Origin of the sequence: Paracoccus hibiscisoli (assembly GCF_005048265.1) — a bacterium.
Taxonomy (GTDB): domain Bacteria; phylum Pseudomonadota; class Alphaproteobacteria; order Rhodobacterales; family Rhodobacteraceae; genus Paracoccus; species Paracoccus hibiscisoli.
Map to the genome: position 1 here is coordinate 1 of NZ_SUNH01000039.1, position 24,170 is coordinate 24,170.

The window sequence follows — 24,170 nt, forward strand, 5'->3', positions numbered from 1 at the left end:
ACCGCAAGCCATTGCGATTGATGAAGATAATGTCGCTGAGAACGCGCAAATCATCAACACGCGGGCGGCCATGACTCTTGGGAAGGAAAGGACGAAGGCGGGCCATCTGCGCCTCAATCAGCCAGAAAAGGTTGCTCATCGATCAGGTCTCATTGCGGAGCCTGAATCATGCAGACACCGCAAGATCAACGGGTCTGGGGTCTAAAGCCCTTGGCAAAACGCCTGAAGGGACGCGGCAAGCCGCATAAGGTTGTCATCATCGCCATTGCACGCAGGCTGGTCACCATCGCAAACGCGATCCTCAAAACCGGCGAGACATGGCGGACTCAGCCCCGCTGATTGACACAATTGCTAGCAACTGTATCTCTCATGCCGTTGCGGCGGTTCATTTTTGACGGCTCTTGCACAGGGCGTTCGCGATGGTGACGAGCTTTCTGGCAACGGCGGTGATGATGACCTTATGCAGTTTTCCGGCCTTGCGGAGGCGATTTGCAAAGGATTTCAGGCTCGTGTTGTGATGTGCTGCGACTAAAGCCGCTTGGAACATCACGTGCCGGATGGCACGGCGACCACCCGCAATGGCTCGTTTCCCGCGAAGGGTCCCGCTGTCATGCGCGACCGGGGCCAATCCGGTGACCGCGGCAGCTTCTTCGCCGGTGATGGTGCCGATCTCCGGCATTTCGGGGATCAGCATCGTGCTGGCAACCGGTCCGATCCCCGGGATGGACCGAGGGACGATGACGGTCTCCGAAAGGCGATGGTCACTGGCGATGGCCCGGGTGATCAGGTCTTCCAGCTCCTTGATCAGGCTGTCGATCCGGTGCTTCAGCGCGGTGTCGACGACCTCGAACATCGCGGCGCGGCCAAGCTTCTGATGCGCGCGGATTTGGGCCAGCAGCCGTTTGCGCATTCCAACCGGCTGCGCTCTTTTCGACGCCAAGGCTCTGAGGAGGCGTATCTTCTCCGCAGGAAGACTGCGGCCTGCTTCAGGTCGGAATGCAAAGAAGCGGGCGATGAGTTCCGCATCGATCCGGTCGGTCTTGGCGCGCGTGCCCCCGGCTTTGCGCAAACGCCTTCACCTGAGCAGGGGGCACCTGAGCGGGGGGCCCCTGGCGGGCTGCAACACCTTCTGCCTCCAACAGCGCCCAGAGCTGCCACTCTTGGCCGCCGGTCGATTCAAAGCAGACGATGGCATCCCGGTCCCGGGCAAGTTCCGCCACGGCAGCATGACCCGCCGGAGCGTTTGGCACTCTGCAGCGATGCCCGTCGGGCAGGCAATGAAGGTCCAGCCAGTCGCGGCTGACATCTATGCCGATGACGCGGCCATGTGATACATTGTCCATGCTCTCGTTCGGGCATTCGTTCGAACCAGTGGCAGTCATACCCTCACTTTGGTGCGCGGTCCTTCGAAGGCCGCAATCAACTGTCCGAGACGATGAAGAGAGGCGGTGCCGACAGGCTAAGAGGCGTGGTCATGCCACAAGGGTCAGACGTCGCGCACCACCCCGCCATCGGCCCTGGCCGGGGCCGGTAACGGGGCCAGTTTAGGACAACGGAGATACAGAAGGGTCAGGACTCGTTCTGGCGTCATAGCCAGAACATCACGGTAGCTGCGAGGGCGACGGCGGAGAGGAAGACCTTCGGGCATCTGTCGTAGCGTGTTGCGACCCGGCGCCAGTCTTTCAGGCGACTGAACATGATCTCGATACGATTGCGGCGTTTGTAGCGGCGCTTGTCGTATTTCACGGGTTTCTTGCGGGACTCCCGGCAGGGGATGCAGGGCTCTATCCCTCTGTACTGAAACGATTTTCTCAGCCAGTCAGCGTCATAGCCCCGGTCCGCCAGAAACCAGTCGCCTGCGGCACGCTGTCCCGAAACGCGGCCGCTCCGGTGTCGTCGCTGACCTGTCCCGGCGATATGAAGAACTGGATCGGCCTAACTCTTGCATCGGTGACAGCATGCAGCTTCGTGTTCCGTTCTCGGGCGAAACTGTCCACTGGACAGTTTCTTTCTCCCTCGAACCCTTTCGTTCGACCGATCTGGCGGCCACGCCCCCGTTTTTGGCGCGCAGGCTTCAGGCCGTGCGATGCGCCTCCAGATAGGTCGCGTCGATCATGATCGTCTTTGGATCGGAGTTTTAGGCCGCCAGCCCAACCATCATCCGGGCGATGACCCCCTTGTCGCTCCAACGCTTCCAGCGATTGTAGAGGGTCTTGGCCGGGCCATATTCCCCGTTCGGGCATTCTCTCGAACCGGTGGCGTTCATGCCCTCACCATCGCACCGTCGCAAGCCGTTGCGATTGATAGAGATTATGCCGCTGAGGACGCGACGATCATCGACTCGAAGTTTGGCATGGCTCTGGGGAAAGAACGGCTTCAGGCGCTCCTTCTGCGCCTCGGTCAGCCAGTAAAGATCGCTCATTGATCAGGTCTCTTTGCGAGCCCTGAACCACACAAAAAAGAATAAAATCAATGGGTCAGGAGCCTAAGCGCCGAATAAGCAGCCTGCGAAGAAAAACGAATGGCGCACGTTGTCCGCTTCGGTTTGCCACTGGATGCGGCGCTGGCCTTCGGGGCTGTCCTGCGATATTCGGCCTAGATGGCCGCGCTTTTAACCCTCGATGCCTGCCTATCGCAGGCCCTGTCCGGCACGACAGCCGTGGTGCCCGACCGGCTGGACCCGGTGCGGGCCACGGGTCATGTGCTGGCATCCGACCTAACCTTGCCGCACGATCTGCCGGTGCGGTCGGAGGCCTTGCGGACCGGGATCGCGGTCGCCTCGCTGGACACGGTCGGGGCCAGCCCGCAACTGCCCTTGCCCATCCCGGCCGTGCTGCGGGTTCAGGCTGGGTGTGATCTGCCGCCTGGCATGGATGCGGTTCTGGCCCTTGACGATGTGGATCTGTCTGGTCCGGTGCCGCAGGTGATCCGGCCCATCGGGCCGGGCGAGGGGATGCGCCGCGCGGGCCATGACGGTCGCGCGGAACAGCCCCTCGCGCAGGCTGGCGACCGTTTGGGCGCGCTGACCGCCCTGCTGGCGGCCGAGGCGGGGCTTGAGACGGTCCCTGTCCGCCGCCCCCGGGTGCGGATCGCGCTGGATGATCCCGCCCATGCGGGTTTTGCGGCGCGATGGACACTGGCGCTTGGCGGCCTGCCATCCGACGACGCCCCGAATATGGTGCTGCGCACCGACCGCGACGCCCTGCCGCGCCTGGCCCTGACGGGAGCCGAGACGGCCTGGCTGTCTTGCCACGACGGTGTGCTGATCCTGGATCTACCACCGCGCTTCGACGCGATGATCGTAGGGTTGCTGGCCCTGGGTCGGCCCGCGCTGGCGGCGCTGACGGGCAGCACGGCACGACCCCTGACGCGGCCCCTGACGCGCAAAGTCGCATCCGCGCCCGGCATGGCCGATCTGGTCCTGTTGGCCGCCCATGGGGATGGCTGGCGGCCCGGCGCCCCGGGTCTGATCACACTCGCGGCCCTGGCGCAGGCGCAGGCCTTTGCCATCCTGCCGCCCGACAGCGAGGGGTTGCCCGCAGGCGCCCCCCTGGCCGGTACGCCCGTCATTTCCCTTGCCCACGAGATACCATGACCCCCCCTGCACCCGCACAGACCCAGTTCCTGCGCATCCTGTCGCGCGACGAGGCCGAGGCTGCGTTTCACGCAGCCCTGCGCCCCCGCCCCCTGCGCCATGACGATGTCGCGCTAGACGCCCTGTCTGGCCGGGTACTGGCGCGCGATGTCGCGGCACCGGTCGATGCGCCGCCGTTCGACCGGTCCATGGTGGATGGGTTCGCCATCCGCGCCGCCGATCTGGCCGAGGCGTCCGGGGCCGAGCCGCGTTATCTGACGCTGAACGCTGAGATCATCGCCTGCGGCACGCCGCCCGCTCTGACGGTGCTGCCGGGGACCGCAACGGCGATCGCTACGGGCGGCCCGATGCCGCGTGGGGCCGATGCCGTGGTGATGATCGAACAGACCGACCCCGAGGGCGCGGGCATTGCCGTCTCGCGCGCGGTGGCACCTGGTGCACATGTGGGCTTTGCCGGATCGGACATCGCGCGAGGTCAGATCCTGCTGCGCCGGGGCACCGTGATCGGCGCCCGAGAGGTCGCGATGCTGGCCGCCGTGGGGCTGGACCGCGCGCCGGTCTGGGCGCGCCCCTCGGTTGCGGTCCTGTCCACGGGCGACGAGCTGGTGGCGCCGGGCCAGCCGCTGCGCCCGGCGGCGATCTATGATTCCAACGGCCCGGTCGTGGTGGCGGCGCTGCGCGAGAACGGCTGTGACGCGGTTCATCTGGGCATGATCCCCGACGATGCCGATGCGTTGCAGGCCGCACTGGCCGCGGCTCATGCGGCCCATGACGCGGTAATCTTGTCGGGCGGCACCTCCAAGGGCGCGGGCGATCTGACCACAGAGGCCATCGCGGGGCTGGGCGCGCCCGGCATCGTGGCCCATGGCGTGGCGCTGAAACCGGGCAAGCCGCTGTGTCTGGCGGTCTGCGACGGCAAGCCGGTGGTGGTGTTGCCGGGGTTTCCGACCTCGGCCATGTTCACGTTTCACGAACTGGTGGCCCCTGCCCTGCGCCTGATGGCGGGCCTGCCGCCGCGGACCGAGGCACGGGTCACCGCGCATCTGCCACTGCGCCTGCCCTCTGATCTGGGGCGCACGGAATTCGCGATGGTCGCGCTGACGCAGGGGCCGGACGGTCTGGTGGCGCATGCCGTGGCCAAGGGGTCGGGCGCGGTGTCGTCATTCGCCCAAGCCGACGGCTTCGTGACCGTGCCGGCTTTGGCCGACAGCCTGGCTCCCGATACACAGGTTCAGGTCACGCTGTTCGGGCCGACCATCACCGCGCCGCCGCTGGCCGTCATCGGCAGCCATTGCATCGGGCTGGACACCGTGTTGGGCCGCATGGCGGACCGGGGGCTGGTGCCGCGCGTGCTGGCCACCGGGTCGCAAGGTGGGCTGGCAGCGTTGCAGCGGCGGGAATGCGACATCGCGCCGATCCACCTGCTGGACCCCGACAGCGGCACCTACAACACGCCGTTCCTGGCGCCCGGAATGCGGCTGATCCCGGGCTGGCGGCGGATGCAGGGTATCGTGTTCCGCAAGGGCGATGCGCGGGTCGCGGGGCGCGACCCGACGGAGGCACTGGCGGCGCTGCTGGCCGATACGGACGCGCTGATGGTGGGCCGCAATGCGGGGTCGGGTACGCGGGTCCTGCTGGACCGGCTGTTGGGTGGCGCGCGACCGCAGGGATATTGGAACCAGCCCGCATCGCATAATGCGGTGGCGGCGGCGGTGGCGCAGGGGCGGGCCGATTGGGGCATGGCCATCCGCCCCGTGGCCGAGGCGATGGATCTGGGTTTTCTGCCCGTCGCGGACGAGCATTATGATTTCGCCGTCTGGCAGGACCCCCGCGATCCGCAGGCGATGACCGCGTTTCAGGACGCGCTGGCCGCCTCGACCGAGGCACTGACCGCGATGGGCTTTGCCCCCGCATCCGGGGACAGGCCATGACCGAGGAGGTGCTGGACGTAATGGGCCTGCTGTGCCCCCTGCCGGTTCTCAAGGCGCGCAAGCGGTTGCGCGGCATGGCACCGGGTGCGGTGCTGCGCGTGCTGGCCAGCGACCCGGCGGCGGTGATCGACATGCCGCATTTCTGCGCCGAATCCGGTCACGAATTGCTGTCGATGGACACCGCGCCGGACGGTGCGATGGTTTTTCTTATCCGCCGAAGCTGACCCCGAACGAGCCGTAGGGCAGGAATCGCACCGGATCGCCCGGCGCGATGTCGCAGGCCTCATCCGGCAGTTCGACCAGCCCGGTGGCCCAGGACAGCCCCGAAATGCGGCCCGACCCTTCCGACTGGAATACCTCGACCGCGCCACCCTCATTCAGGCGGGCGCGCAGGTATTCGCGCCGCCCGGCCTTCTTGCGTTTCTGGAACGCGGCGGGAACGGTGTATCCTTGCGGCAGGCGCCAGCCCGCGCCCGACAGGGTCAGCAGCGCGGGCCGGGCAAAGATCAGCGCGCAGGTCAGCGCCGCGACCGGATTGCCGGGCAGGCCAAAAACCGGCACCCCCTGCCACATGGCCAGCGCCAGCGGACGCCCCGGCTTGATCGCGATGCGCCAGCTGGTCAGCGTGCCGCTGTCGCCCAGCAGCTTGGACACGTGATCCTCGTCCCCCGCCGAGGCTCCGCCCGATGTCAGGATCGCATCGGCCTCGGCCGCGCCCCGGTCCAGCAGCGCCGCGATCTGGTCGGGCTCGTCGAGGGCGTGGCCCAGATCGACCGGCTGAAACCCCCAGCCCGCAAGCAGCGACAGCAGCATGGGCCGGTTCGCATCATAGATCTGATGCGGTGCTGCGGGCAAAGCCGGGTCGGGGATCAGCTCGGTCCCGGTGGATAGGACCGCCACCCGCAACCGGCGATGCACCGTGACCTGCGCCACGCCCAAGGCGGTCAACAGCGCAAGATCGGCGGGCGACAGCATCCGGCCCGCAGGCAGGGCCTGTTCGCCTTGGGCCACGTCCTCACCGGCCTTGCGGGTATTGGCGCGGGGCTTGATGGGACCGTCAAAGGCCAGGGTCTGGCCATCGGTCGCGCAATCCTCCTCCAGCACGACAGTATCGACGCCCTCGGGCAGGACAGCGCCGGTCAGGATGCGAAGGGCCTGGCCTTGGGGCAGCACGCCGTCAAAGGGCTGACCTGCCGCCGACCGCCCTTCGGCCAGCGGCAGGCGCTGAACGCCGTCGCCGGTCGCCGCATGGGCAAAGCCATAGCCGTCCACCGCCGAATTGGGCAGGGGCGGGTTCGACCGCCGCGCGGTGGCGGGGGCAGCCAGCACGCGACCCATGGCACAGGCCACTGCCACATCCTCGGTCCCAGTCACCGGATGCAGGGCGGCGCGCAGGCGATCCAGGGCCTCGGCCACCGGGACCCAAGTCACACCCTGAGGCATGGCGAAGGTGTCGTTGCGCAGGCGGGGCGGGATCAGGGCGGTCATAGGGAGACCTCACTCAGGATGAAGGTGGCAATGGCGGACACGTCGTCCAGATCGAATTGCGGCAGCGGGTGGTCCACCGGCGCGTCTCGCGCGATGGCGCGGATGCTCGGGTTCGACGCCGCCAGCGGGTCGCGTCCGGTTGCGGCACGATGCGTTTCGATCTTGGGGTGTGGGCTTGATTTGTAGCCCTCGACCAGAACCAGATCGCAGGGATCGAACCGCGCCAACAGATCGGACAGCGGCGGTTCTGGGGCACCCCGCAGTTCTGTCATCAGCGCCCATCGCAGCGGCGAGGCGAGGACGACCTGGACCGCCCCCGCCAGCCTGTGGCGATGGCTGTCGCGGCCAGGCTGGTCGATGTCGGTGTCATGGTGCGCGTGCTTGACGGTCGAGACGGTCAGCCCGCGCCGCACCATCTCGGCCACCAGCCGTTCGGTCAGGGTCGTCTTACCGGTATTCTTCCAGCCGGTGATGCCGAACACCTTCATGCGCGGCCGTCCAGCAGCGCTGTGGCGCGGGCCATGTCCTCGGGCGTGTTCACGTTGAAGAATGGATCATGCGGCAGGCTGTCGAACACTGCGACGCCCCCGTCATGGCGGTCGGTCCACAGCACGATCTTGCGCAGGCCCCCCGCCAGCGCGGCGCGCAGATCGTGGCGCAAAGCCACGGGCCACAGCCCGAAGGTCGGATGGCGCTGCATCCGGCCCGTCTCATCCGGGCTGGCCGCCAAGCACAGGCCCGACGGGCCGGCATGCGCCATCAGCCGCGCCACCAGATCGCTCGGACAGAACGGCGTGTCGGCGGCGGCGGTCACGATGGCCTGCGCGCCTTGCGCCGCGGCCCAGTCCATACCTGCCAGAACCCCCGCCAGCGGTCCGGGGCGGTCGGGCATGTCGTCGGCAAGAACCGGCAGGCCGAAATCGCGCCAGCGGTCAGCATCGCCGTTCGCGTTGATCGCCAGACCCGCGCATTGCGGGGCCAGCCGGTCGATGACATGCCCGATCAGGGGCCGGTCGCCCAACAGGCGCAACCCCTTGTCGCCGCCACCCATGCGGGTCGCCAGCCCGCCGGCCAGGATCACGCCCAAGGTCATGCGCCGGCTCCCTTGCGGCGGCTGCGGCCATCCTCGTCCGGGACCGAGTCCATGTCGGCGTCGCGGATCAGCCGATCCTCGCCGGACAGGCAGACAAAGCGCTGGCCGCGCATTCGACCGATCAGGGTCAGGCCGGTCTGGCGCGCGATCTCGACCCCCCAGGCCGTGAAGCCGGACCGCGAGGCCAGTACCGGAATGCCCATCATCGCGGTCTTGATCACCATTTCCGAGGTTAGCCGCCCGGTCGTGTAAAGGATCTTGTCCCCCGCCGGCACTTGATGGCGCAGCATATAGCCCGCGATCTTGTCCACTGCGTTGTGGCGGCCGACATCCTCCATATAGACCAGCACCCGGTCGCGTTCGCACAGGACCGTACCGTGGATCGCACCCGCCGTCAGATACAGCGACGGCAGCGTGTTGATCTGGCGCGCCAGCGCATAGAGCCACGACGTACGCAATTCCGTCGCGGGCAGGGTCACGCCCTCCAGCCCCTCCATCATGTCGCCAAAGACCGTGCCCACGGCGCAGCCGCTGGTGCGGGTCTTTTTCTTCAGCTTGTCCTCGTAGCTTGTCTGGCGTTCGGTGCGCACCACGACAGTGTCGATGTCGTCGTCGTAATCGACACCGGTGATGCGATCGTCGTCGCGCAGCATTCCCTGATTGCGCAGGAACCCAAGCGCCAGGTATTCTGGATAATCGCCGATGGTCATCGCCGTCACGATCTCCTGATTGTTCAGGAAGATGGTCAGGGGGCGTTCCTCGACCACGGAAATATCAACCGGTGCGCCCGTCTGGTCGTGGCCCTGCACAGCACGCGTCAGGCGGGGCAGCAACGGGTCGGGTAACAGGGGAAAGTCGGGCATGATCGGCGGTCCTGACGGTCTGGGGTGCCATCTTGGCCCATGGACCGCGCAATGACCAGTGCGGCCTAACGGCTGTGGCGGGCGATGTAGTCGACCAGCGCCTGCCGGTCCGCAGGGTCGGTGACGCGCTGATCGGGCATCCGCGATCCCGGCGTATAGGCCTCGGGACCTTGTGTGAACAATTCGGCCACACTGTCGGGCGACCAGACGATGTCCATGCCGCGCAGCGCATCCGAGAAGGCATAGCCCGGCGCGCTTGCGATGGGCCTGCCAAAGACGCCATGCAGACTTGGACCCGCGCGGGAATGATCGCCCGGCTCCAACGCGTGGCAGACCGCGCAGGCTTGATACACCTCGGCCCCTCGGCTGCCATCCTGAGGCGCGCGGGCAAGCGGCATCGTCGGCGCGCCCACCGCCGAGCCGTCACGGACGGACCAACGGCGGATTGCGCCATCTGCGCCAGCAGTGAACAACGCGTCATCCGACAGCGCCAATGCCCAGACCGGCCCTTCGCTGGCCGCGATCCGCGCGCGAAGGGTCAAAAGCGGCAGATCCAGCAGCCAGACAGTGCCATCGACCGCCGCTGTCGCGACGCCGGTCGCTGAGGCCGCCACCGCCACCAAGGGCCTGTCGCTGAGAAACCGGTCGGACATCGGCGTCCCGTCATCCGCGATAAGCCGCACCAATCCATCCGCAAACACCACTACCAACGTGTCACCGGTCGCCGCCATGCCGTTCGGCAATCCGGGCAGCTCGGCCCCCAGCACCTGGGCGTCGTCGGCGTTCCAACGCGCGAAACGCAGATCGGCGCCGATGGATACCAGATCACCCCCTGGCAGGAACACCAGCCCGGACACGCGGCCCTGATGGGCCTGCACGATGCGCTCGCGGTCCGTGGCACGCTCCAGTCGCAGCAGCCTGCCATCAAAAAAGCCCGCCACAATTTCACGGTCGCTGACCGTCAGTGCCGAGACAGGGCTGGTCATGGCGGAGGTCTGCCGAACCGGGTGATCCTGCCCGTCGCGCCACAGCGCCACGCGTCCGTCCTGACCCGCGCTGACAAAGCCATCCTCGGTCGCCGCGACGGCGGTTACGTTCCCGTCGTGGAAGCGCGCAATCCGCCTGGCAGTCGCGCCGTCTTGGTCCCACAGGATCGCCCGCCCATCGAACCCGCCCGAGATCAGCCTGTCTGACCGAAAGGACAGCGCGCTGACCGGGCCGGAATGGCCCATGGGCCCCTGCGCCCATACCGGTGCCGCAGTCAGAATTAATGTCAGACAAAGGCGCAGCATCCGTTCAAACACGATGCTCAGTTTGCTCCGATCAGATTCGTTCCGGGATCGCCGACCCGCGCCCCCTCGGTCGAAAAGGCGGTTGCGGCGGGCTGCTGGAAGGTCCCGATCAAAACGTAATTGGCTGCCACCGCGATCAGGGCGGCAAATGCGAGGGCGGCGAGGAAGGGCTTCATGTCAGGATATCCTGTCTGGGGCGGGTCAGGCGGTCCCCCCGCGTGCTGCTGGTCAACCCGGCCATCACGGCGCGGGCCATCTGTTGATAGATCTGGCCCAAGGACCCGTCGGGATCGCGCGCCGTGACGGGTTGGCCCGCATCTGACGCTGCTCTGAGGTCCATGGTCAGCGGAATGGCGCCCAGAAACGGCACGCCAAGGCGCGTAGCTTCGGCCTGGGCGCCGCCTTGGCCGAAGATCGCGTGATCACCCCCGCAATCAGGGCAGATGAAATGCGACATGTTCTCGACGATGCCCAGGATGGGGACGTTCACCTTGCGGAACATGGCGATGCCGCGGCGCGCGTCGATCAGCGAGAGATCCTGCGGTGTGGACACGATCACCGCGCCTGACAGCTGCGTGCCCTGCGCCAAGGCCAGCTGCGCGTCGCCCGTGCCGGGCGGCATGTCCACGATCAAAACGTCCAGCATTCCCCAATCGACATCGGCCATCAGCTGGGTGATGGCCGACATGACCATCGGACCGCGCCAGACCATCGCCGTTTCGGCATCGACCATCAGACCCATCGACATCGCGTGCAGGCCGAAGGCCCGCATCGGCACCAGCTTGCGCCCGCGCGCATGGGGCTTACCATGCAGGCCTAACAGTGTCGGCAGTGACGGCCCGTGAATATCGGCATCCAGAATGCCCACCGAAAGACCCTGCGCAGATAGCGCCAGCGCCAGGTTCACGGCGGTGGTCGATTTGCCCACCCCGCCCTTGCCAGAGGCGACAGCGATCACATGCGTGATGTCGGCCAGCGGATCGGTCTTGGCGGGCTTGCGATCCAACTGCGGCGGCCCATCGGCGGTCAACACAACGAATGCTTGGGTAACACCCGGCAGGACGCGCAGCAGCGCCTCGGCCCGGTCGCGCAACGGGGCCAGACCGGCGGCCTCCGCTGCGGTGGTCGTGATGGTGATATTAACGCGAGTGCCAGCCACATCTAGCCCGGACAAACAACCGGAGGCCAGCAACGACCGCCCATCTGGCAAGGTCAGGCCCGCCAAGGCATCGCGTACCGCATCTTGGGTCAGTTCGGCCACGGCGGGGGCTTTCGTTCAGAGAGAACAACCCCTTCCGTCACAGCCGCGACGGAAGGGCCAAGAATCGTGCAGAACGCGGTCATTCGGCCGGGTGGGTGCGTCCGGCGACGGTCTGGCCTTCGCGGGCCTTAACCTCCTCTACCCAGAGCGAGTGGTGCTCTTTGGCCCAATTCTCGTCGACCTGACCCGAGGCCATGGCGTCAAACGCGCCCTCCATCCCCACCGAGCCGATATAAATATGGGCGATGATGACGGCCGACAGGCCCGCGGCCACCAGACCGTGAATGGTCTGATACAGCTGCCAGTCCGACGGCGTGCCGGCCTGAAGCGGGAAAAGCATCATGTAGCCGGTAAAGGACAGCGCCACGCCGCCGATGACCACGCTCCAGAAAATGACCTTCTGGCCCGCGTTGAACTTCTTGGCGGGCGGGTGGACGCCCTTCTTGAACAATCCGCCGCCCTGCTTGATCCAGACCAGATCCAGCTTGCTGGGAATGTTGTGCGCCACCCAGAAGATGATGATCAGGACCAACGCGACCATGAACGGCCATGCCAGGAAATTGTGCGCCAGCTTGCCCCATTGGGCCATGGTGCCGAACGCGGCCTCGCCCACCAGGGGCAGGATCACGCTTCTTCCGATCACCACGTTCACGCCGGTCAGGGCCAGAATGATGAAGGTCGATGACAACGTCCAATGCGCGAAACGCTCGATCGCGCTGAAACGCAGAATGGTGCGGCCCGAAAAGCCATGTTCGACGCGGATGCGACCCTTAATCAGGTAGAACGCGGCCAGCAGCGCGACCATGCCGCCAAGCGCCACGACGAAGATCCACGGCAGGGCGCCCCGTTGGAAGCCGGCCCAGTTTTTGTTATCCGGTTTGATCAGGGTGCCGGCATTCTTATTGGGGATCGAGACGCGACCGCTGATCGCGTCCGACGTGCCGGCGGTGCCAAGCGCCTCGAACATCGAATCCTCGGACACGGCGCTGGATGTTGGATCGACCTGCGCCTGCACCATGGGCGCTGACAGCATGAGGCCAAGGGACAGTGCGATGACGCCGAAAAGGCGGTTGAGATGATGTGTCATGCCCATTCCTTACACCGTCAGGGTTTCGCCGTAAGCGGTCCGCCAGCCCCAGGCCCCGGACCCATAGCCGCGCGTCACCACCCGTTCGCGATAGATCTCGGCGATGATGTCGCCATCACCGGCCAGCAGCGACTTGGTCGAGCACATCTCGGCGCAAAGCGGCAGCTTGCCCTCTGCCAGACGGTTTGCGCCATATTTGACGTATTCGGCCTGGCTCATGTCCGGCTCGGGTCCGCCCGAGCAATAGGTGCACTTATCCATCTTGCCGCGCGTGCCGAAATTCGCGGTCTGCGGGTATTGGGGCGCACCGAACGGACAGGCATAAGAACAGTAGCCGCAGCCGATGCAGGTGTCCTTGTTGTGCAGGACGACCGCATCGTCGGTCGTGTAGAAACACGACACCGGGCAGACCGCAGCGCAGGGCGCGTCGGTGCAATGCATGCAGGCCATCGAGACCGAGCGTTCGCCCGGCAGGCCGTCATTCAGGGTGACGACGCGGCGCCGGTTGATGCCCCACGGCACCTCGTGCTCGTTCTTGCAGGCGGTGACGCAGGCGTTGCATTCGATGCAGCGGTCGGCGTCGCACAGGAACTTCATTCTTGCCATTATATCAGCTCCTTACGCCGCAGCGATCTGGCAAAGCGTGACCTTGCCTTCGTGCATGCCGGTGACGGGGTCATAACCATAGGTGGTGATGACGTTGACGGATTCGCCCAGAACGATCGGGTCGGTACCCTGCGGATAGTTGCCGCGCTGATCGACGCCCTGGAACCAGCCCGCGAAGTGGAAGGGCATGAAGGCCACGCCCGCCGCGACACGTTCGGTCACCATCGCCTTGACGCGCGCTTTGGACCCACCCTCGGGGCCGGTCACCCAGACCCATCCGCCGTCGACGATGCCGCGTGCGCTCGCGTCGGCCGGGTTCACCTCGACGAACATGTCCTGCTGCAATTCCGCAAGCCACGGGTTCGAGCGCGTCTCTTCGCCGCCGCCCTCGTATTCGACCAGCCGTCCCGAGGTCAGGATGATCGGGAAATCGGTCGCTACGTTCCGGTCGACCACGTCCTGCTGGATGACCTTGCCGATATTGGGCATGCGCTGCTGACGACGGTCATCATTGGTCGGATAGTTGGCCACCAGTTCGGGCCGTCCCGAATAGATCGGTTCGCGATGGACCGGGATCGGGTCGGGCAGGTTCCACGCCACCACGCGGGCCTTGCCGTTGCCGAAGGGCACGCAGCCATGCTGCAACGCGACGCGCTGGATGCCGCCGGACAGGTCGGTGGACCAAGACACGGTCGCGATCTTTTCAGGATCGTTGCCGCCAATGTCCCGGATGACCGCCAGTTCGGCCGGCGTCAGGTCGGCATCCCATCCCAGCTGTTCCAACATGGCAAAGGTGAATTCGGGATAACCATCCTCGATCTCCGATCCCATCGGCCAGCTGCCTTCGGCCAGCAGCGTCTCGCCCTCATGCTCCAGACCAAAGCGGGGGCGGAACGCACCGCCGCCCTCCATCGGGGGGAGGTTGGTGTTATAGAGGATATGCGTGCCCGGATGGCGCAACTCTGGCGTGCCCCAGCAGGGCCAGGGCAGACCGTAATAATCGCCGCGAACCTCCTCAGGCGCGTCGGGACCGGCGCGCAGCGTGATCAGGTCGAAATGCTGCTGGTTGGCGATATGCGCCTTGAGACGCTCGGGCGATTGCCCGGTATAGCCAGTGGACCAGCCGCCGCGGTTGATTTCGCGCATGATCGATTCGGGCGTCGGCTCCATACCGAACTTGCCCTGCACCATCTCGAAGTTCTTGTGCATCTCCTCGGCAAAGCCGAGGCGCGTCGCCAGCGCGTGGATCACCGAATAATCGCTGTCTGATTCAAAGATCGGCTCGACGACCTTCTGCCCCCATTGCACCGACCGGTTCGAGGCCGTGCGCGAGCCAGAGGTCTCGAACTGCGTGCAAATCGGCAGCAGATAGGTGTTGTCGGTGCGGCTGTGCAGCGCCGAGAACGTCGTCGGATGCGGGTCGGCCACCACCAGCAGGTCCAGCGCGTCCATGCCGCGCTGTGCGTCCTGCATCCGGGGCACGGTGTTGCCGCCGTGACCGAACACGATCATCGCCTTGATGTTGTCCTGCTGATCGACCTCTTCGGCGTCCATCGTCACCGCATCGAACCAGCGGGTCGAGGTAATGCCCGGCACTTCCATGTTCTCGACCGGGGTGCGCGCCTCGCGGCCGCCCTTGGCCGGGACCGCATCGAAGCGGCTGACGAAGTAATCGTAAGGCACCTCCCACACGCGCGACCAATGCTGCCACGCGCCGGCGCCCAAGCCGTAATACAGCGGAAGATTGCCCATATCGAGGCCGAAATCGGTCGCGCCCTGCACGTTGCAATGGCCGCGGAAGATGTTCGCGCCGCTGCCCTCGCCACCCACATTGCCGGTGGCCAGCAGCAGGATGTTATAGGCCCGCACGTTCGCGGTGCCGACGGTATGCTGCGTGCCGCCCATGCACCAGATGAAGGTCGAGGGGCGTTCCTGCGCGAATTTCTGCGCCACGCGCTTCAGCGTCTCGCCGTCGATGCCGGTGATGTTCTCGACCACCTCGGGCGGATAGGCGCGGACGACCTCGCGGACCTGATCCATGCCATAGACGCGCTGTGCGATGTATTCGCGGTCTTCCCAACCGTTTTCGAAGATGTGCCACAGCATGCCATTGATGACGGCGATGTCGGTGCCGGGGCGGAAGCGCACGAATTCGGTGGCATGCGCCGCCGTGCGGGTGAAGCGCGGATCGATGACGATCACGTTCGCCTGCTGGGTTTCCTTGCCCTCAAGGATGTGCTGCAACGAGACGGGATGCGCCTCTGCCGCGTTCGATCCCATGAAGATCATGGTCTTGGCGTTGCGGATGTCGTTGTAGCTGTTGGTCTGCGCGCCGTAACCCCAGGTGTTCGCCACGCCGGCCACGGTGGTCGAGTGACAGATGCGCGCCTGGTGGTCGACGTTGTTGGTGCCCCAGAAGGCCGCGAACTTGCGGAACAGATAGGCGCCCTCGTTCGAGAACTTGGCCGAACCCAGCAGATAGACGCTGTCCGCGCCCGACCGGCCGCGGATCTCGGTCATCTTTTCGGCGATTTCATCCATCGCCTGTTCCCAGCTGATCCGCTGCCATTCGCCGCCGACCTTTTTCATCGGATACTTGATCCGACGGTCGCCGTGCACAACCTCGCGCACGGACGCGCCCTTGGCGCAATGCGAGCCGCGGTTGATTGGGCTGTCATAGCCAGGCTCCTGCCCGACCCAGACTCCGTTCTGGACCTCGGCCTTGACCGTGCAGCCCACCGAACAATGGGTGCAGATGTTGGTGCGCACCTCGATCGGCGCGGACATGTCGGTGAACCCTTCGGCGTGGACCTTGCGGGTCATGCCGACGCCCATGGCGCCGATGGCGGCTAGGCCGCCGACGCTCATGCCCGCCGCGCCCAAAAAGCTGCGCCGGTCCAACGGCTTGACGGAGAGGGACGAGGCGATCTGCGACAGACGTCCCGATGATGAGGCATCGCGTGCCTTGCGCTTGACCAGCATCAGTTGTTCCCCCGGGGATAATAGCGATTGACGCGATAGAATGTCTCGACATGCTCGGTCGGCTGATAGCGCGCGCGCGTGCGCTCGTCCCCGGTTTCGGCGAAGGCCGGAGTTGCGCCGCCTACGCCGACACCCATCAGCGTGGTCGCCGCCGCGCTCGTGGCAGCAACGCCGAAAAACGCCCGGCGATTGATCGGTGTCCTGTTTTCCTTAGACATCGTATTCCCCCCTCAATCGACGGGACGCGCCTGATGCGTCGCCCGCCCTTTCGTTTCGTTCAGGCCGCCAGCGTAAAGCCGCGCGCCTCTATGTCGACAAACAGACGACCGATCTGGGCGACCAGTCGATAAAACTGGGCACTGGGCGCCACCGCCAGATCGTCAAAGAATTGTGCAGCCCACGGTGCCAAGTGGCGATTGAAGAATGCGACCTGCCGGTCATGGTCCGCAGGGATGTGCCCGTGCGCCATATCGGCCATCACTTCCAGCAGCAGCGCCAGATGATCCTCGGGCTCGTAACGGCCCTCGATCCGGGCCACGCCAAGGCGCGACAAATCCGCACGCACCTCGGCCAAAGGACGCTCATTCAGGAATCCGGTCTGGTAGAAACTGGCATAGGGCAGCAGTTCGCCACGCCCCACACCGACGAACAATTCAAAGAACTCACGCTCGACCGAGGCGTGATCGGCGCCGCGGGCCGCCTGCGACAAAGAGGCCACAGCCTTGCCGTAGGCGGTGTCGTCGGGCGACAGCGCGGCGATCGCGTCCAGCATTTGCTGGGTCGGCGCCTCTGACAAAAGAGTGGAAAGGAAGCGATACTGCTCGCCCCTCGTCCTGTCGATCGTCTCAATGGCTGACCCGTGGCCGGGCTGGCTGTCGTTCATTGTGTCTTTGCGGTCCTGCTGTAAAATCGGGCAGCCTTTGAAAGACGATAGCGGTAAGGCGCCGATCTGTCCAGATTTCGGGGCAATGAATCGCGCCCTATTGTTCGCGCCTATGACGGCAGCGCGCCACCATGGCGGGGCCGCGGCGCGGGCCGGTCTTCGGGCGTCGATGCGGTCTCGTCCGCGGCCATGACGGCTTCGGACGCGGGTCCGTGTTGCTCGGCGGACGCATCAGGGACGGGCGCGGATGCGTCATCCCCGGCGACCGCGGTTTCGGGCGTTCGCGGCGCGAACAGGTCGCGCAGCATCTGCGCGGCGCGTTCCGGGGTGGGTGCCACGCCATCTCCGGGTACGCCGCCAGGCGTGTTGTAATCCCATGCATAGTCCACTGCCGGGTTCTTGTAGTCGCGGATGGCGGGCGTCAGCATCCAGACCTTGCGCAGGGCGGCGCTGCGCAAGGCGCGCGGGACGCCGGCGCGCAGGAACATCTTGATGTCGCTGCCTTGGGTCAAATCCTCGATGCGCGGCAGGGCGGCCAGTTCATCCTCGGTCAGCGTGGCGGGTTCAGGATCGGCTATCGGGTCGGGCACGGGTTCGGGTGCCGCATCAGGTTGAACGCGGGTGGCATCCTCCTCATCAACGGCGCGCTTGCGCCGCGACCAGCGCCCGATGAAGCTGTCGTCGCGACCGGTCACGACCTCTGCCCCCGCCCGCGATCGCTTCCCCACTTGTCACCCGGCTGAAGAACCCGCGGGCCGCCCCGCACCTCCTCCTCGGATAGCGCGGTGGGAGAGCGCTTGCGCCGCTTGAAGGGGATCTCGACATGGTTGCAGTCGACGAACTCTGCCACGATCGCGCGCACCGCGTCGGGCATCGGCACCGCACCCACGATCAGGTCCAGATCCGAGGACAGCCCCTCGCCCTCGTTGGGATCGGCCGAGACGCTGACGACCTGCGCGCGGGCGGGATCGCCGCCCCGCAGCGCGACCCAGATCCTCGGCTGCCCCGACACCAGATTGTCGCGGTAATACGCAGTATCGCCCGACCAAAGCGACAGATCGCGGCCACCCAGATACCACGTTTCCGTCCCCGCCTCGTCCATCACGCGCGTGTTGGCGGCGGTGGCGGGTTCGGGCATCATGACCGCCATCGGCAGCAATTCCCCCGCACCCCACCGGGTCACGGGCGGGCGGCGCAGTCCCAGCACGCCAAGGCGAATGATCTGTTCGGGCATGGTGTCCCCCCTAATGCAGCGCGGGTTCTGCCAGCGGCAGCCCCGTCAGCAGGTTCTGCGGTTTCATGCGGACGCGGCCGTCGGGGTCCTGTCCCAGGATCAGCCAGACCGGCTGCCCGGCCAGATCGGCGCGCACCGCGCTTGTGTCAGCAAAGCGCAGCTCGAACAGCCCCACCGGCGCGTCGGGGGCGGGACGGCCGTGCCACAGCGCGTCCCCAATGGCGGTGCCGCTGCGGTCCAGACCCACATACCAGCGCAGATCGATATTCTCGGCCCGCAGATGCGGCGTCACGGTGACCGCGACACCCAGCATGTGGGCCATGAACGCCTCCAGCGCGCGGGCCATGCCTTGACGCGCCTGCGGGTCGCCGCCGAAATTCAGCACCGTCGTATGCGCGTCGGACCGCGACCAGTAGGTCCATTCGTTTCCGCCGCCCAGTACGTCCAAACTGTCCAACCCGCCCGAAAACATCGCCGTCAGCGGCGAGCTGTGCATCTCGGCCTCGAAAAGCGACACCAACTCGTCGTCGGCCAGCAGCAGGGTGCCATCCTTGACATGCGCGCGCTGCGGCCGAAAAAAGCACTCCGCCGCGCGCAAGGTCTGCGGGTCGTCGCAGCCATCCAGCGCGTTGCGCAGGATCAGTTGCAGCAATTGCGACAGGAACACGACGGGCAAGCGGATGCCCTCGCGCAGGATCGCGGCGTAGCCGTCCTCGATCGTGCCGGCCTGCAACAGACGATCACGCAGGGTAAGGAACAGGCGCCAATTCTCCTGCGCGTCGCGGTCCTGCATAGCGGCGATCTCGATCTCGGGGACCTGCGCACGGGGACGGTCCAGCAGGCGACGGTGCAGCGCGCGTTCGGTGGCGCAGGCGTCAGTCGGCGGCAGGATCTCAGGGCGCGCGAGCCATGCCAGCAGCAATTCGTCTGTGACCAGCATGCGCCCCCGGCGGTCCAGCCGTGTCAGATGATGCCCCGAGGCGACCCAGAATTCGGGCATTATGGATGCTCCCGCATACTGAACAGATCGACGCTGTCGTCGTCTTCCTCAAGGAACTGAAAGGCACGGTCATGGCCCTGCAGGTGGGTGCCGGAAAAGGCCGTCTCGTCGCGCGGGCGCAGGCTGCGGAATTGCTCGCGGATATTACCCGCCTCATGCCGGCGGTGAAGCGCGATCAGCGTGCCGATATCGTGGTCGCGGCACAGGCTTTCGGCCAGCGCGACCTCTTCTTCGGCGGCTTCGGTGGCGTGGGCCACGGACGGCGCGCCCAGATGTGCAACCAGTTGACCGGCAAGGGCTGCGACCATGGCCGCGCGTTCGTCGGGCCGCGCCTGCTGGACGGTTACCAAGGTCGAATGGCCGAAATCATCGACCCCCAGAAAGCCCGAGCGAAAGGCGATCGCCTCTTTCCGGGTCAGGCTGGAGGGCGCACGGCCCCAGAACAGGAACGTGCCCGGCACCGCCCATTGGCCGGGTTCGGCGGCGTTGGCAAAGACCACCCGGTCGGACGGGTCCAGCCGGATCGTGCGCGGCAGCCGCGTCACAGCCGCGGCCCCGCATCGTCACGCCAGCCCTGTTGCGACAATGCGTCGCGCAGCGTGGGGTAATCGCACACCACGCCCCCGGCGGTCGTCTCGATCAGGCGGCAGGCTTCGATCCGGCGCTGGCCGGTCGGCAAATCCGGACCGATGCGGCGTATGAATGCGTCGGTCACTGCGTCAAATCCGGTATGTGTCCAGCGGTCGAAATACAGCATCAAATAGGATGCGAAGGTCGAGACGATGTCCTCGGCTGGATCAAAATCCTCCTCACGCAGCGAGGTGCTGTCGGGATACAGGCCCGTTTCGTCCAGATGGTCGCGGTCGGCGATCAGCTCGACGCCAAAGACCAGCCACTCTGGCACCGCATCCTCGGCGCAATGGTCGGGCGCGGCCAAGCGCCCGCCGCCGATGCGCGCCGCGTCATACAGCAGCAGATCAGGCCAATGGATGCACACCGGGCGTTCGGGCGGGCAATGCGCCGCCAGCGTGTCGGCCAGCGCCGCCATGCCCAGAATGAAGGCCTGCCGCGCCTCGGCCAGCACCTGCTCCGGCTCCAGCACCACGGCAAAGGCCAGAAGGCCTGGCGACTGGTGCAGGACCAACGTGCCGGCGCCATGATCCGGGGCCAGCCGGGCGGCATGGGCCAGCACGTCGCGGTGGTCCGTGCGGATCAGGTCAAAGGGCGGGGGTAGCGGAATGCGCGGTCCGGTAGGCGCGGTGCGGGGCTGGGCTGCGATGTCTGACGGCATTTTGTCTCCCTCCCGCGCTGTCCAAATCGGATGTGACGGTCTACATGCATCAGATAGTCCAGCCGGAGGCACGAGAAAAGGCCCATGCAAGACACATCGACCCGCACGCGACTGATCTGTTCCTGCGAGGGAACCCTTCCGCTGACCCCCGAGGCGCTTGGCGCCACCGGAAAACCCGCCCATCAGCTGTGCCGCGCCCAGCTTGACCGCTTTCGCAGCGCGCTTGGCGATTTTGCGACCGTGACCGTCGCCTGCACGCAGGAGGCGCCGCTGTTTGCCGAGGTCGCGCGCGACGATGGCTTCACCGGAACGCTGCGCTTCGCCAATATCCGCGAAACCGCCGGCTGGTCGGACCAAGGTGCGCAGGCCACGCCCAAAATGGCCGCTCTGCTGGCCATGGCAGAGATCGCGCCGACGCCCTACGACATTATCAGTCTGGACAGCGACGGCGTAACCCTGATCCTGGGCCGGGACGAGGTCGCGCTGAATGCCGCCCGCGATCTGTCCGAGCTGCTGGACATCACGGTGCTGCTGGCGCCGGGCGCCGATGTCGCGCCGCCGCGCCAGACCACGTGGCCCGTGCTGCAAGGCCGGATCGGTGCGGCCAAGGGCCATCTGGGCGCGTTCGAATTGACGGTGAACGCCTATGCCGGGCCGGCGCCCTCGTCCCGCAAGCGGCTTGAATTCGGCCCCGGCCGCGACGGCGCGGTTTCGCGCTGTGATCTGGTGCTGGACCTGACGGGCAACCCGCCCCTGTTTCCTCATGCGCGGCCCGGATACTTGCGCGCCGACCCGCGCGACCCCGCCGCCGTCGCCCGGCTGGTGGCCGAGGCCGGCCAGATGACCGGCACGTTCGACAAGCCGAAATACATCGATTTCACGCCGTCGCTGTGCGCCCATTCGCGCAATACGATCACCGGCTGCACCCGTTGCCTGTCCCTGTGTCCGGCGGGCGCGATCACGACGGCGGGCGATGCGGTGTCCATCGACCCGGCGATCTGCGCGGGTTGCGGGCAATGCGCCGCCGCCTGCCCCACCGGGGCTGCCGCCTATGCGATGCCGGTCGTGGCCAATGTCGCGGGCCGCCTGCGCCGGGGCCTGTCGGCGTGGTTCGCCGCCGGGGGCGCCACGGCCCCCGTGATCCTGCTGCATGACGAGACGCATGGCGCCGACCTGATCGACGCGAGCGCCCGCTTTGGTCGCGGCCTGCCCGCGCATGTCATCCCGCTGCCCATCAACGAGCCGACCCAGATCGGCCCCGAGATCATGGCCGCAGCCTTGGCTTGGGGCGCGGGGGGCGTGCGGGTGCTGGCGCGTGCGCGCCCGGCTCACCCGATGGACGGCATGGCCGAGACGCTGGATCTGATGGGCGTCATCGGCGATGCGATGGGCTTTGTACCGGGCACCTGCGCGCTGATCCAGACCAACGATCCAGACGCGCTGGAGGCAGCCCTGTGGCAGCCGGCGCCTGCCTTGCGCGCCGAACGGTCCAGCTTCCTGCCGCCCGAGGACAAGCGCGGCCTTTTGACGCTGGCGCTGACCGAACTGAACCGCACCTCGCCCCGTCAGGCGGACCGCATACCGCTGGCCCCCGGCGCCCCCTTCGGCGCGGTCGTGCTGAACACCGACAGCTGCACCCTGTGTCTGGCCTGCGTCGGCGCCTGCCCGTCCGGCGCATTGGGCGACAACCCCGACCAGCCGATGCTGCGCTTTACCGAAAGCGCTTGCGTGCAGTGCGGCATCTGCGAGGCGACCTGCCCGGAACGCGCGATCACGCTGGCCCCACAGATCGACCTGGCCGCATGGGCCCAGCCCAAGCGCATCCTGAAAGAGGAAGCGCCGTTCTGCTGCACCAGCTGCGGCAAGGCCTTCGGCACCGGATCCAGCATCCGCCGCGTCATGCAGAAGTTGGAGGGGCACTGGATGTTCACGGGGGCAGACGGTGCGGAACGACGCCGCTTGCTGGGCATGTGCGACGATTGCCGCACCCAAGAGGTCGTGATCGCAGGGTTTGACCCTCATACCCCGACCCCGTGATATCGCCGGAGATTTTGACCGCCTCTCTTGTGCAACCAACCGGTCGGTGCTGTCGTTGACCCAGTGAAGGCTGACGATAATGTCCGATGCACCCGCTTGTGGTTGTCTTGATGCGTGACCGGCCGATACCGAAATTGGAGATGACCATGTCTTTTGTTAAACTGTCCGCGACCGCAGCGTTGGGTCTTTGCCTCGGCGTCCTGCCTCTTTCGGCTCAGGTTCAATCCGCTGACGCGGCTATGGAAAATGAAACGAACAGCATGTTCGTGCCAATGGTCGCGCTGTGCACCGATAGTCCCGACGTCGAAAGCTGTGGCGCGGTTCGCACCGTCGTCACCGAATGTGCTTCGGAACTGACCCTCGAGTTCTGCGACGTGCTTTTCGAGGATGCCGAAATGGTGTTCAGCGATCCGGACCTTCTGGAGGACGCGAAGCTGGTCCTAACCAGCGCTAGCGAAGCCATCGCTGACATGAAGTTCGACGAGCCCACCAGCCAGATCGAGGGCGCGATCGAAGCAACGCGGGCCAATTCCGAACGTACCATGCTGCGCGGCGATGAAAACCTCAACTCCCATTCAAGCCCTGCTACGACGGCCGATTAGGGCGTGGTGGTGATCATCTCAGCTCATTGGCGGTGTCATTAAATCTATTAGCGCCTTTAAGGTCTTTTCCGTTTCTTACGAGCGCATTGCGATGCTTCGGTCTGGCTGGGCTTGACAGAATAGTCCACTATAGGGCGGCACTGTTTGGAACCTTGTCAAAGGGCAGCGCAACAGGGTCGGTCGGCAAGCCAACGCGTGAGAAGTTCAGGATGACGTTGTTGGCATAAGCCCACAGGTCGAGATTGCGAGAGATGAATTCGGCTTGCCATTGTCGACCCTGATCGCCTTGAGATAGCCGACTTGGGCACAGGCCCGTTCAAAGGTTCGAACCACATCTTCACTGCGGTAAGTTTAGCTTGGGTTGCAGCCGGACAAACGCGGGAATGAGTGTCGACGACCGTTAGGATCCGTAATCGCATGTCAAAAGCCCGCTGGTAATGGTGGCCTGCTGCCGGTTTCGTGGACAGCACGTTAAGCTAGCATAGCGCGGGCCTCGAACTCCATTGGGCTGATGTAGCCCAGTTTTGAATGCCGTCTGCGCGGGTTGTAGAAACGCTCGATGTAGTCGAACACATCCGCTCGGGCTTCGTCGCGGATCCGATAGACCTTGCGGTTGGTGCGCTCGATTTTCAGCGACGAAAAGAAACTCTCCATTGCCGAATTGTCCTAGACGTTCCCGGCCCGGCTCATGGAAAAAGTGATGCCATTGTCGGCCAGCAGGCGCTGAAACTGCTCACTGGTGTATTGCGATCCTTGGTCCGAGTGATGCAGCAGCGCATCGGCCTTGCCACGGCGCCTGTGAATCGCCCCGGATTTATCGGAGACCTATAGCTTGACTTTACGCGACAAGATCGAGCATGTCGCGCTGAACTTGGAAGTTCAGTTCTGCCTCTGCTGGCGGGATGTTTCCGATCGGGCCAAGCAG

General features: G+C 65.8%; 25 protein-coding genes and 3 pseudogenes. 6 read left to right on the forward strand and 22 right to left on the reverse strand.

Annotated elements, in window-relative coordinates; translation table 11 throughout:
* On the reverse strand, positions 1-139 hold a 139-nt coding region (locus FA740_RS17525), incomplete at its 3' end, for a transposase (protein ID WP_136858118.1).
* A 29-nt stretch (positions 140-168) separates the two neighbouring features.
* Here FA740_RS17525 and FA740_RS17530 point away from each other — a divergent pair.
* Positions 169-339: a hypothetical protein gene (locus tag FA740_RS17530; protein WP_211243740.1), complete on the forward strand. Its 171-nt coding sequence runs from the start codon at positions 169-171 to the stop codon at positions 337-339.
* A gap of 46 nt (positions 340-385) precedes the next feature.
* Here the strand turns inward: FA740_RS17530 and FA740_RS17535 are convergent, their stop codons facing one another.
* A complete protein-coding gene (locus FA740_RS17535) occupies positions 386-1,069 on the reverse strand; it encodes a transposase (RefSeq protein ID WP_211243741.1) in 684 nt (227 codons plus the stop codon).
* 518 nt (positions 1,070-1,587) lie between these two features.
* Positions 1,588-2,422: pseudogene (locus FA740_RS17540) on the reverse strand (IS5 family transposase).
* A 177-nt stretch (positions 2,423-2,599) separates the two neighbouring features.
* Here FA740_RS17540 and FA740_RS17545 point away from each other — a divergent pair.
* Genes FA740_RS17545 through FA740_RS17555 form a run of 3 tightly spaced genes read left to right on the forward strand, consistent with a single transcriptional unit; the run spans position 2,600 to position 5,750 of the window.
* The gene (locus FA740_RS17545) at positions 2,600-3,595 is read left to right on the forward strand and encodes a hypothetical protein (RefSeq protein ID WP_136858120.1); all 996 of its coding nucleotides are present in this window, start codon (positions 2,600-2,602) and stop codon (positions 3,593-3,595) included.
* Entirely contained in the window at positions 3,592-5,526 is a 1,935-nt protein-coding gene (locus FA740_RS17550) for a molybdopterin biosynthesis protein (RefSeq protein ID WP_136858122.1), read from the forward strand. Before FA740_RS17545 ends, FA740_RS17550 begins: the two co-directional genes overlap by 4 nt.
* Positions 5,523-5,750, forward strand: a complete 228-nt coding sequence (locus FA740_RS17555; RefSeq protein ID WP_136858124.1) for a sulfurtransferase TusA family protein — start codon at positions 5,523-5,525, stop codon at positions 5,748-5,750. The genes FA740_RS17550 and FA740_RS17555 overlap by 4 nt, the downstream gene beginning before the upstream one ends.
* On the opposite strand, the gene FA740_RS17560 is transcribed toward FA740_RS17555, so the two are convergent.
* From FA740_RS17560 to FA740_RS17635, 17 genes are all read right to left on the reverse strand, one after another.
* The gene (locus FA740_RS17560; RefSeq protein WP_136858125.1) at positions 5,734-7,014 is read right to left on the reverse strand and encodes a molybdopterin-binding protein; all 1,281 of its coding nucleotides are present in this window, start codon (positions 7,012-7,014) and stop codon (positions 5,734-5,736) included. The two genes, FA740_RS17555 and FA740_RS17560, sit on opposite strands and share 17 nt — an antisense overlap.
* On the reverse strand, positions 7,011-7,502 hold the full coding sequence (mobB, locus tag FA740_RS17565; protein ID WP_136858127.1) for a molybdopterin-guanine dinucleotide biosynthesis protein B: 492 nt from the start codon (positions 7,500-7,502) through the stop codon (positions 7,011-7,013). Before mobB ends, FA740_RS17560 begins: the two co-directional genes overlap by 4 nt.
* A complete protein-coding gene (gene mobA / locus FA740_RS17570; protein ID WP_136858129.1) occupies positions 7,499-8,107 on the reverse strand; it encodes a molybdenum cofactor guanylyltransferase MobA in 609 nt (202 codons plus the stop codon). Before mobA ends, mobB begins: the two co-directional genes overlap by 4 nt.
* Positions 8,104-8,970 (reverse strand): formate dehydrogenase accessory sulfurtransferase FdhD, encoded by an 867-nt coding sequence (locus tag FA740_RS17575; RefSeq protein ID WP_136858131.1) that lies wholly within the window; start codon positions 8,968-8,970, stop codon positions 8,104-8,106. The genes mobA and FA740_RS17575 overlap by 4 nt, the downstream gene beginning before the upstream one ends.
* 65 nt (positions 8,971-9,035) lie before the next feature.
* Positions 9,036-10,202, reverse strand: a complete 1,167-nt coding sequence (locus FA740_RS17580) for a c-type cytochrome (RefSeq protein WP_169306358.1) — start codon at positions 10,200-10,202, stop codon at positions 9,036-9,038.
* A 77-nt stretch (positions 10,203-10,279) separates the two neighbouring features.
* Positions 10,280-10,438: a hypothetical protein gene (locus tag FA740_RS19800; protein WP_169306359.1), complete on the reverse strand. Its 159-nt coding sequence runs from the start codon at positions 10,436-10,438 to the stop codon at positions 10,280-10,282.
* Positions 10,435-11,523: an Mrp/NBP35 family ATP-binding protein gene (locus FA740_RS17585; RefSeq protein ID WP_136858134.1), complete on the reverse strand. Its 1,089-nt coding sequence runs from the start codon at positions 11,521-11,523 to the stop codon at positions 10,435-10,437. Before FA740_RS17585 ends, FA740_RS19800 begins: the two co-directional genes overlap by 4 nt.
* 79 nt (positions 11,524-11,602) lie before the next feature.
* Entirely contained in the window at positions 11,603-12,541 is a 939-nt protein-coding gene (locus FA740_RS17590; RefSeq protein ID WP_246053713.1) for a formate dehydrogenase subunit gamma, read from the reverse strand.
* A 78-nt stretch (positions 12,542-12,619) separates the two neighbouring features.
* On the reverse strand, positions 12,620-13,216 hold the full coding sequence (gene fdh3B, locus FA740_RS17595) for a formate dehydrogenase FDH3 subunit beta (protein ID WP_136858136.1): 597 nt from the start codon (positions 13,214-13,216) through the stop codon (positions 12,620-12,622).
* A 12-nt stretch (positions 13,217-13,228) separates the two neighbouring features.
* Complete coding sequence (locus tag FA740_RS17600) at positions 13,229-16,195, reverse strand: formate dehydrogenase subunit alpha (RefSeq protein ID WP_420873157.1); 2,967 nt, start codon at positions 16,193-16,195, stop codon at positions 13,229-13,231.
* Between the two features lie 2 nt (positions 16,196-16,197).
* Complete coding sequence (locus FA740_RS17605) at positions 16,198-16,416, reverse strand: hypothetical protein (protein ID WP_136858140.1); 219 nt, start codon at positions 16,414-16,416, stop codon at positions 16,198-16,200.
* A 59-nt stretch (positions 16,417-16,475) separates the two neighbouring features.
* Positions 16,476-17,081, reverse strand: a complete 606-nt coding sequence (locus tag FA740_RS17610; RefSeq protein WP_136858141.1) for a TorD/DmsD family molecular chaperone — start codon at positions 17,079-17,081, stop codon at positions 16,476-16,478.
* Positions 17,082-17,191: 110 nt separating this feature from the next.
* Positions 17,192-17,776: a DUF3306 domain-containing protein gene (locus FA740_RS17615; protein ID WP_136858142.1), complete on the reverse strand. Its 585-nt coding sequence runs from the start codon at positions 17,774-17,776 to the stop codon at positions 17,192-17,194.
* The gene (locus tag FA740_RS17620) at positions 17,773-18,315 is read right to left on the reverse strand and encodes a DUF3305 domain-containing protein (RefSeq protein WP_136858143.1); all 543 of its coding nucleotides are present in this window, start codon (positions 18,313-18,315) and stop codon (positions 17,773-17,775) included. The genes FA740_RS17615 and FA740_RS17620 overlap by 4 nt, the downstream gene beginning before the upstream one ends.
* Positions 18,316-18,325: 10 nt before the next feature.
* Complete coding sequence (locus FA740_RS17625) at positions 18,326-19,315, reverse strand: DUF6352 family protein (RefSeq protein ID WP_136858144.1); 990 nt, start codon at positions 19,313-19,315, stop codon at positions 18,326-18,328.
* Positions 19,315-19,860: a DUF6505 family protein gene (locus tag FA740_RS17630; protein ID WP_136858145.1), complete on the reverse strand. Its 546-nt coding sequence runs from the start codon at positions 19,858-19,860 to the stop codon at positions 19,315-19,317. The genes FA740_RS17625 and FA740_RS17630 overlap by 1 nt, the downstream gene beginning before the upstream one ends.
* Positions 19,857-20,606, reverse strand: a complete 750-nt coding sequence (locus FA740_RS17635; RefSeq protein ID WP_169306361.1) for a biotin/lipoate--protein ligase family protein — start codon at positions 20,604-20,606, stop codon at positions 19,857-19,859. The genes FA740_RS17630 and FA740_RS17635 overlap by 4 nt, the downstream gene beginning before the upstream one ends.
* An 84-nt stretch (positions 20,607-20,690) precedes the next feature.
* Between FA740_RS17635 and FA740_RS17640 the strand changes: the two genes are divergently transcribed.
* Together FA740_RS17640 and FA740_RS17645 are read left to right on the forward strand one after the other, a co-directional pair.
* A complete protein-coding gene (locus FA740_RS17640) occupies positions 20,691-22,643 on the forward strand; it encodes a 4Fe-4S dicluster domain-containing protein (protein ID WP_136858147.1) in 1,953 nt (650 codons plus the stop codon).
* An 86-nt stretch (positions 22,644-22,729) separates the two neighbouring features.
* Positions 22,730-23,245 carry a hypothetical protein gene (locus FA740_RS17645; RefSeq protein WP_136858148.1) on the forward strand — a complete coding sequence of 172 codons (516 nt, stop codon included), beginning with the start codon at positions 22,730-22,732 and terminating at the stop codon, positions 23,243-23,245.
* Positions 23,246-23,420: 175 nt separating this feature from the next.
* On the opposite strand, the pseudogene FA740_RS20205 reads toward FA740_RS17645, so the two are convergent.
* A pseudogene (locus FA740_RS20205) lies at positions 23,421-23,685 on the reverse strand (DDE-type integrase/transposase/recombinase); the annotation flags it as partial.
* Between the two features lie 31 nt (positions 23,686-23,716).
* Positions 23,717-24,040 (reverse strand): annotated as a pseudogene (locus FA740_RS17650) (IS3 family transposase); the annotation flags it as partial.
* Positions 24,041-24,170 lie beyond the last annotated feature (130 nt).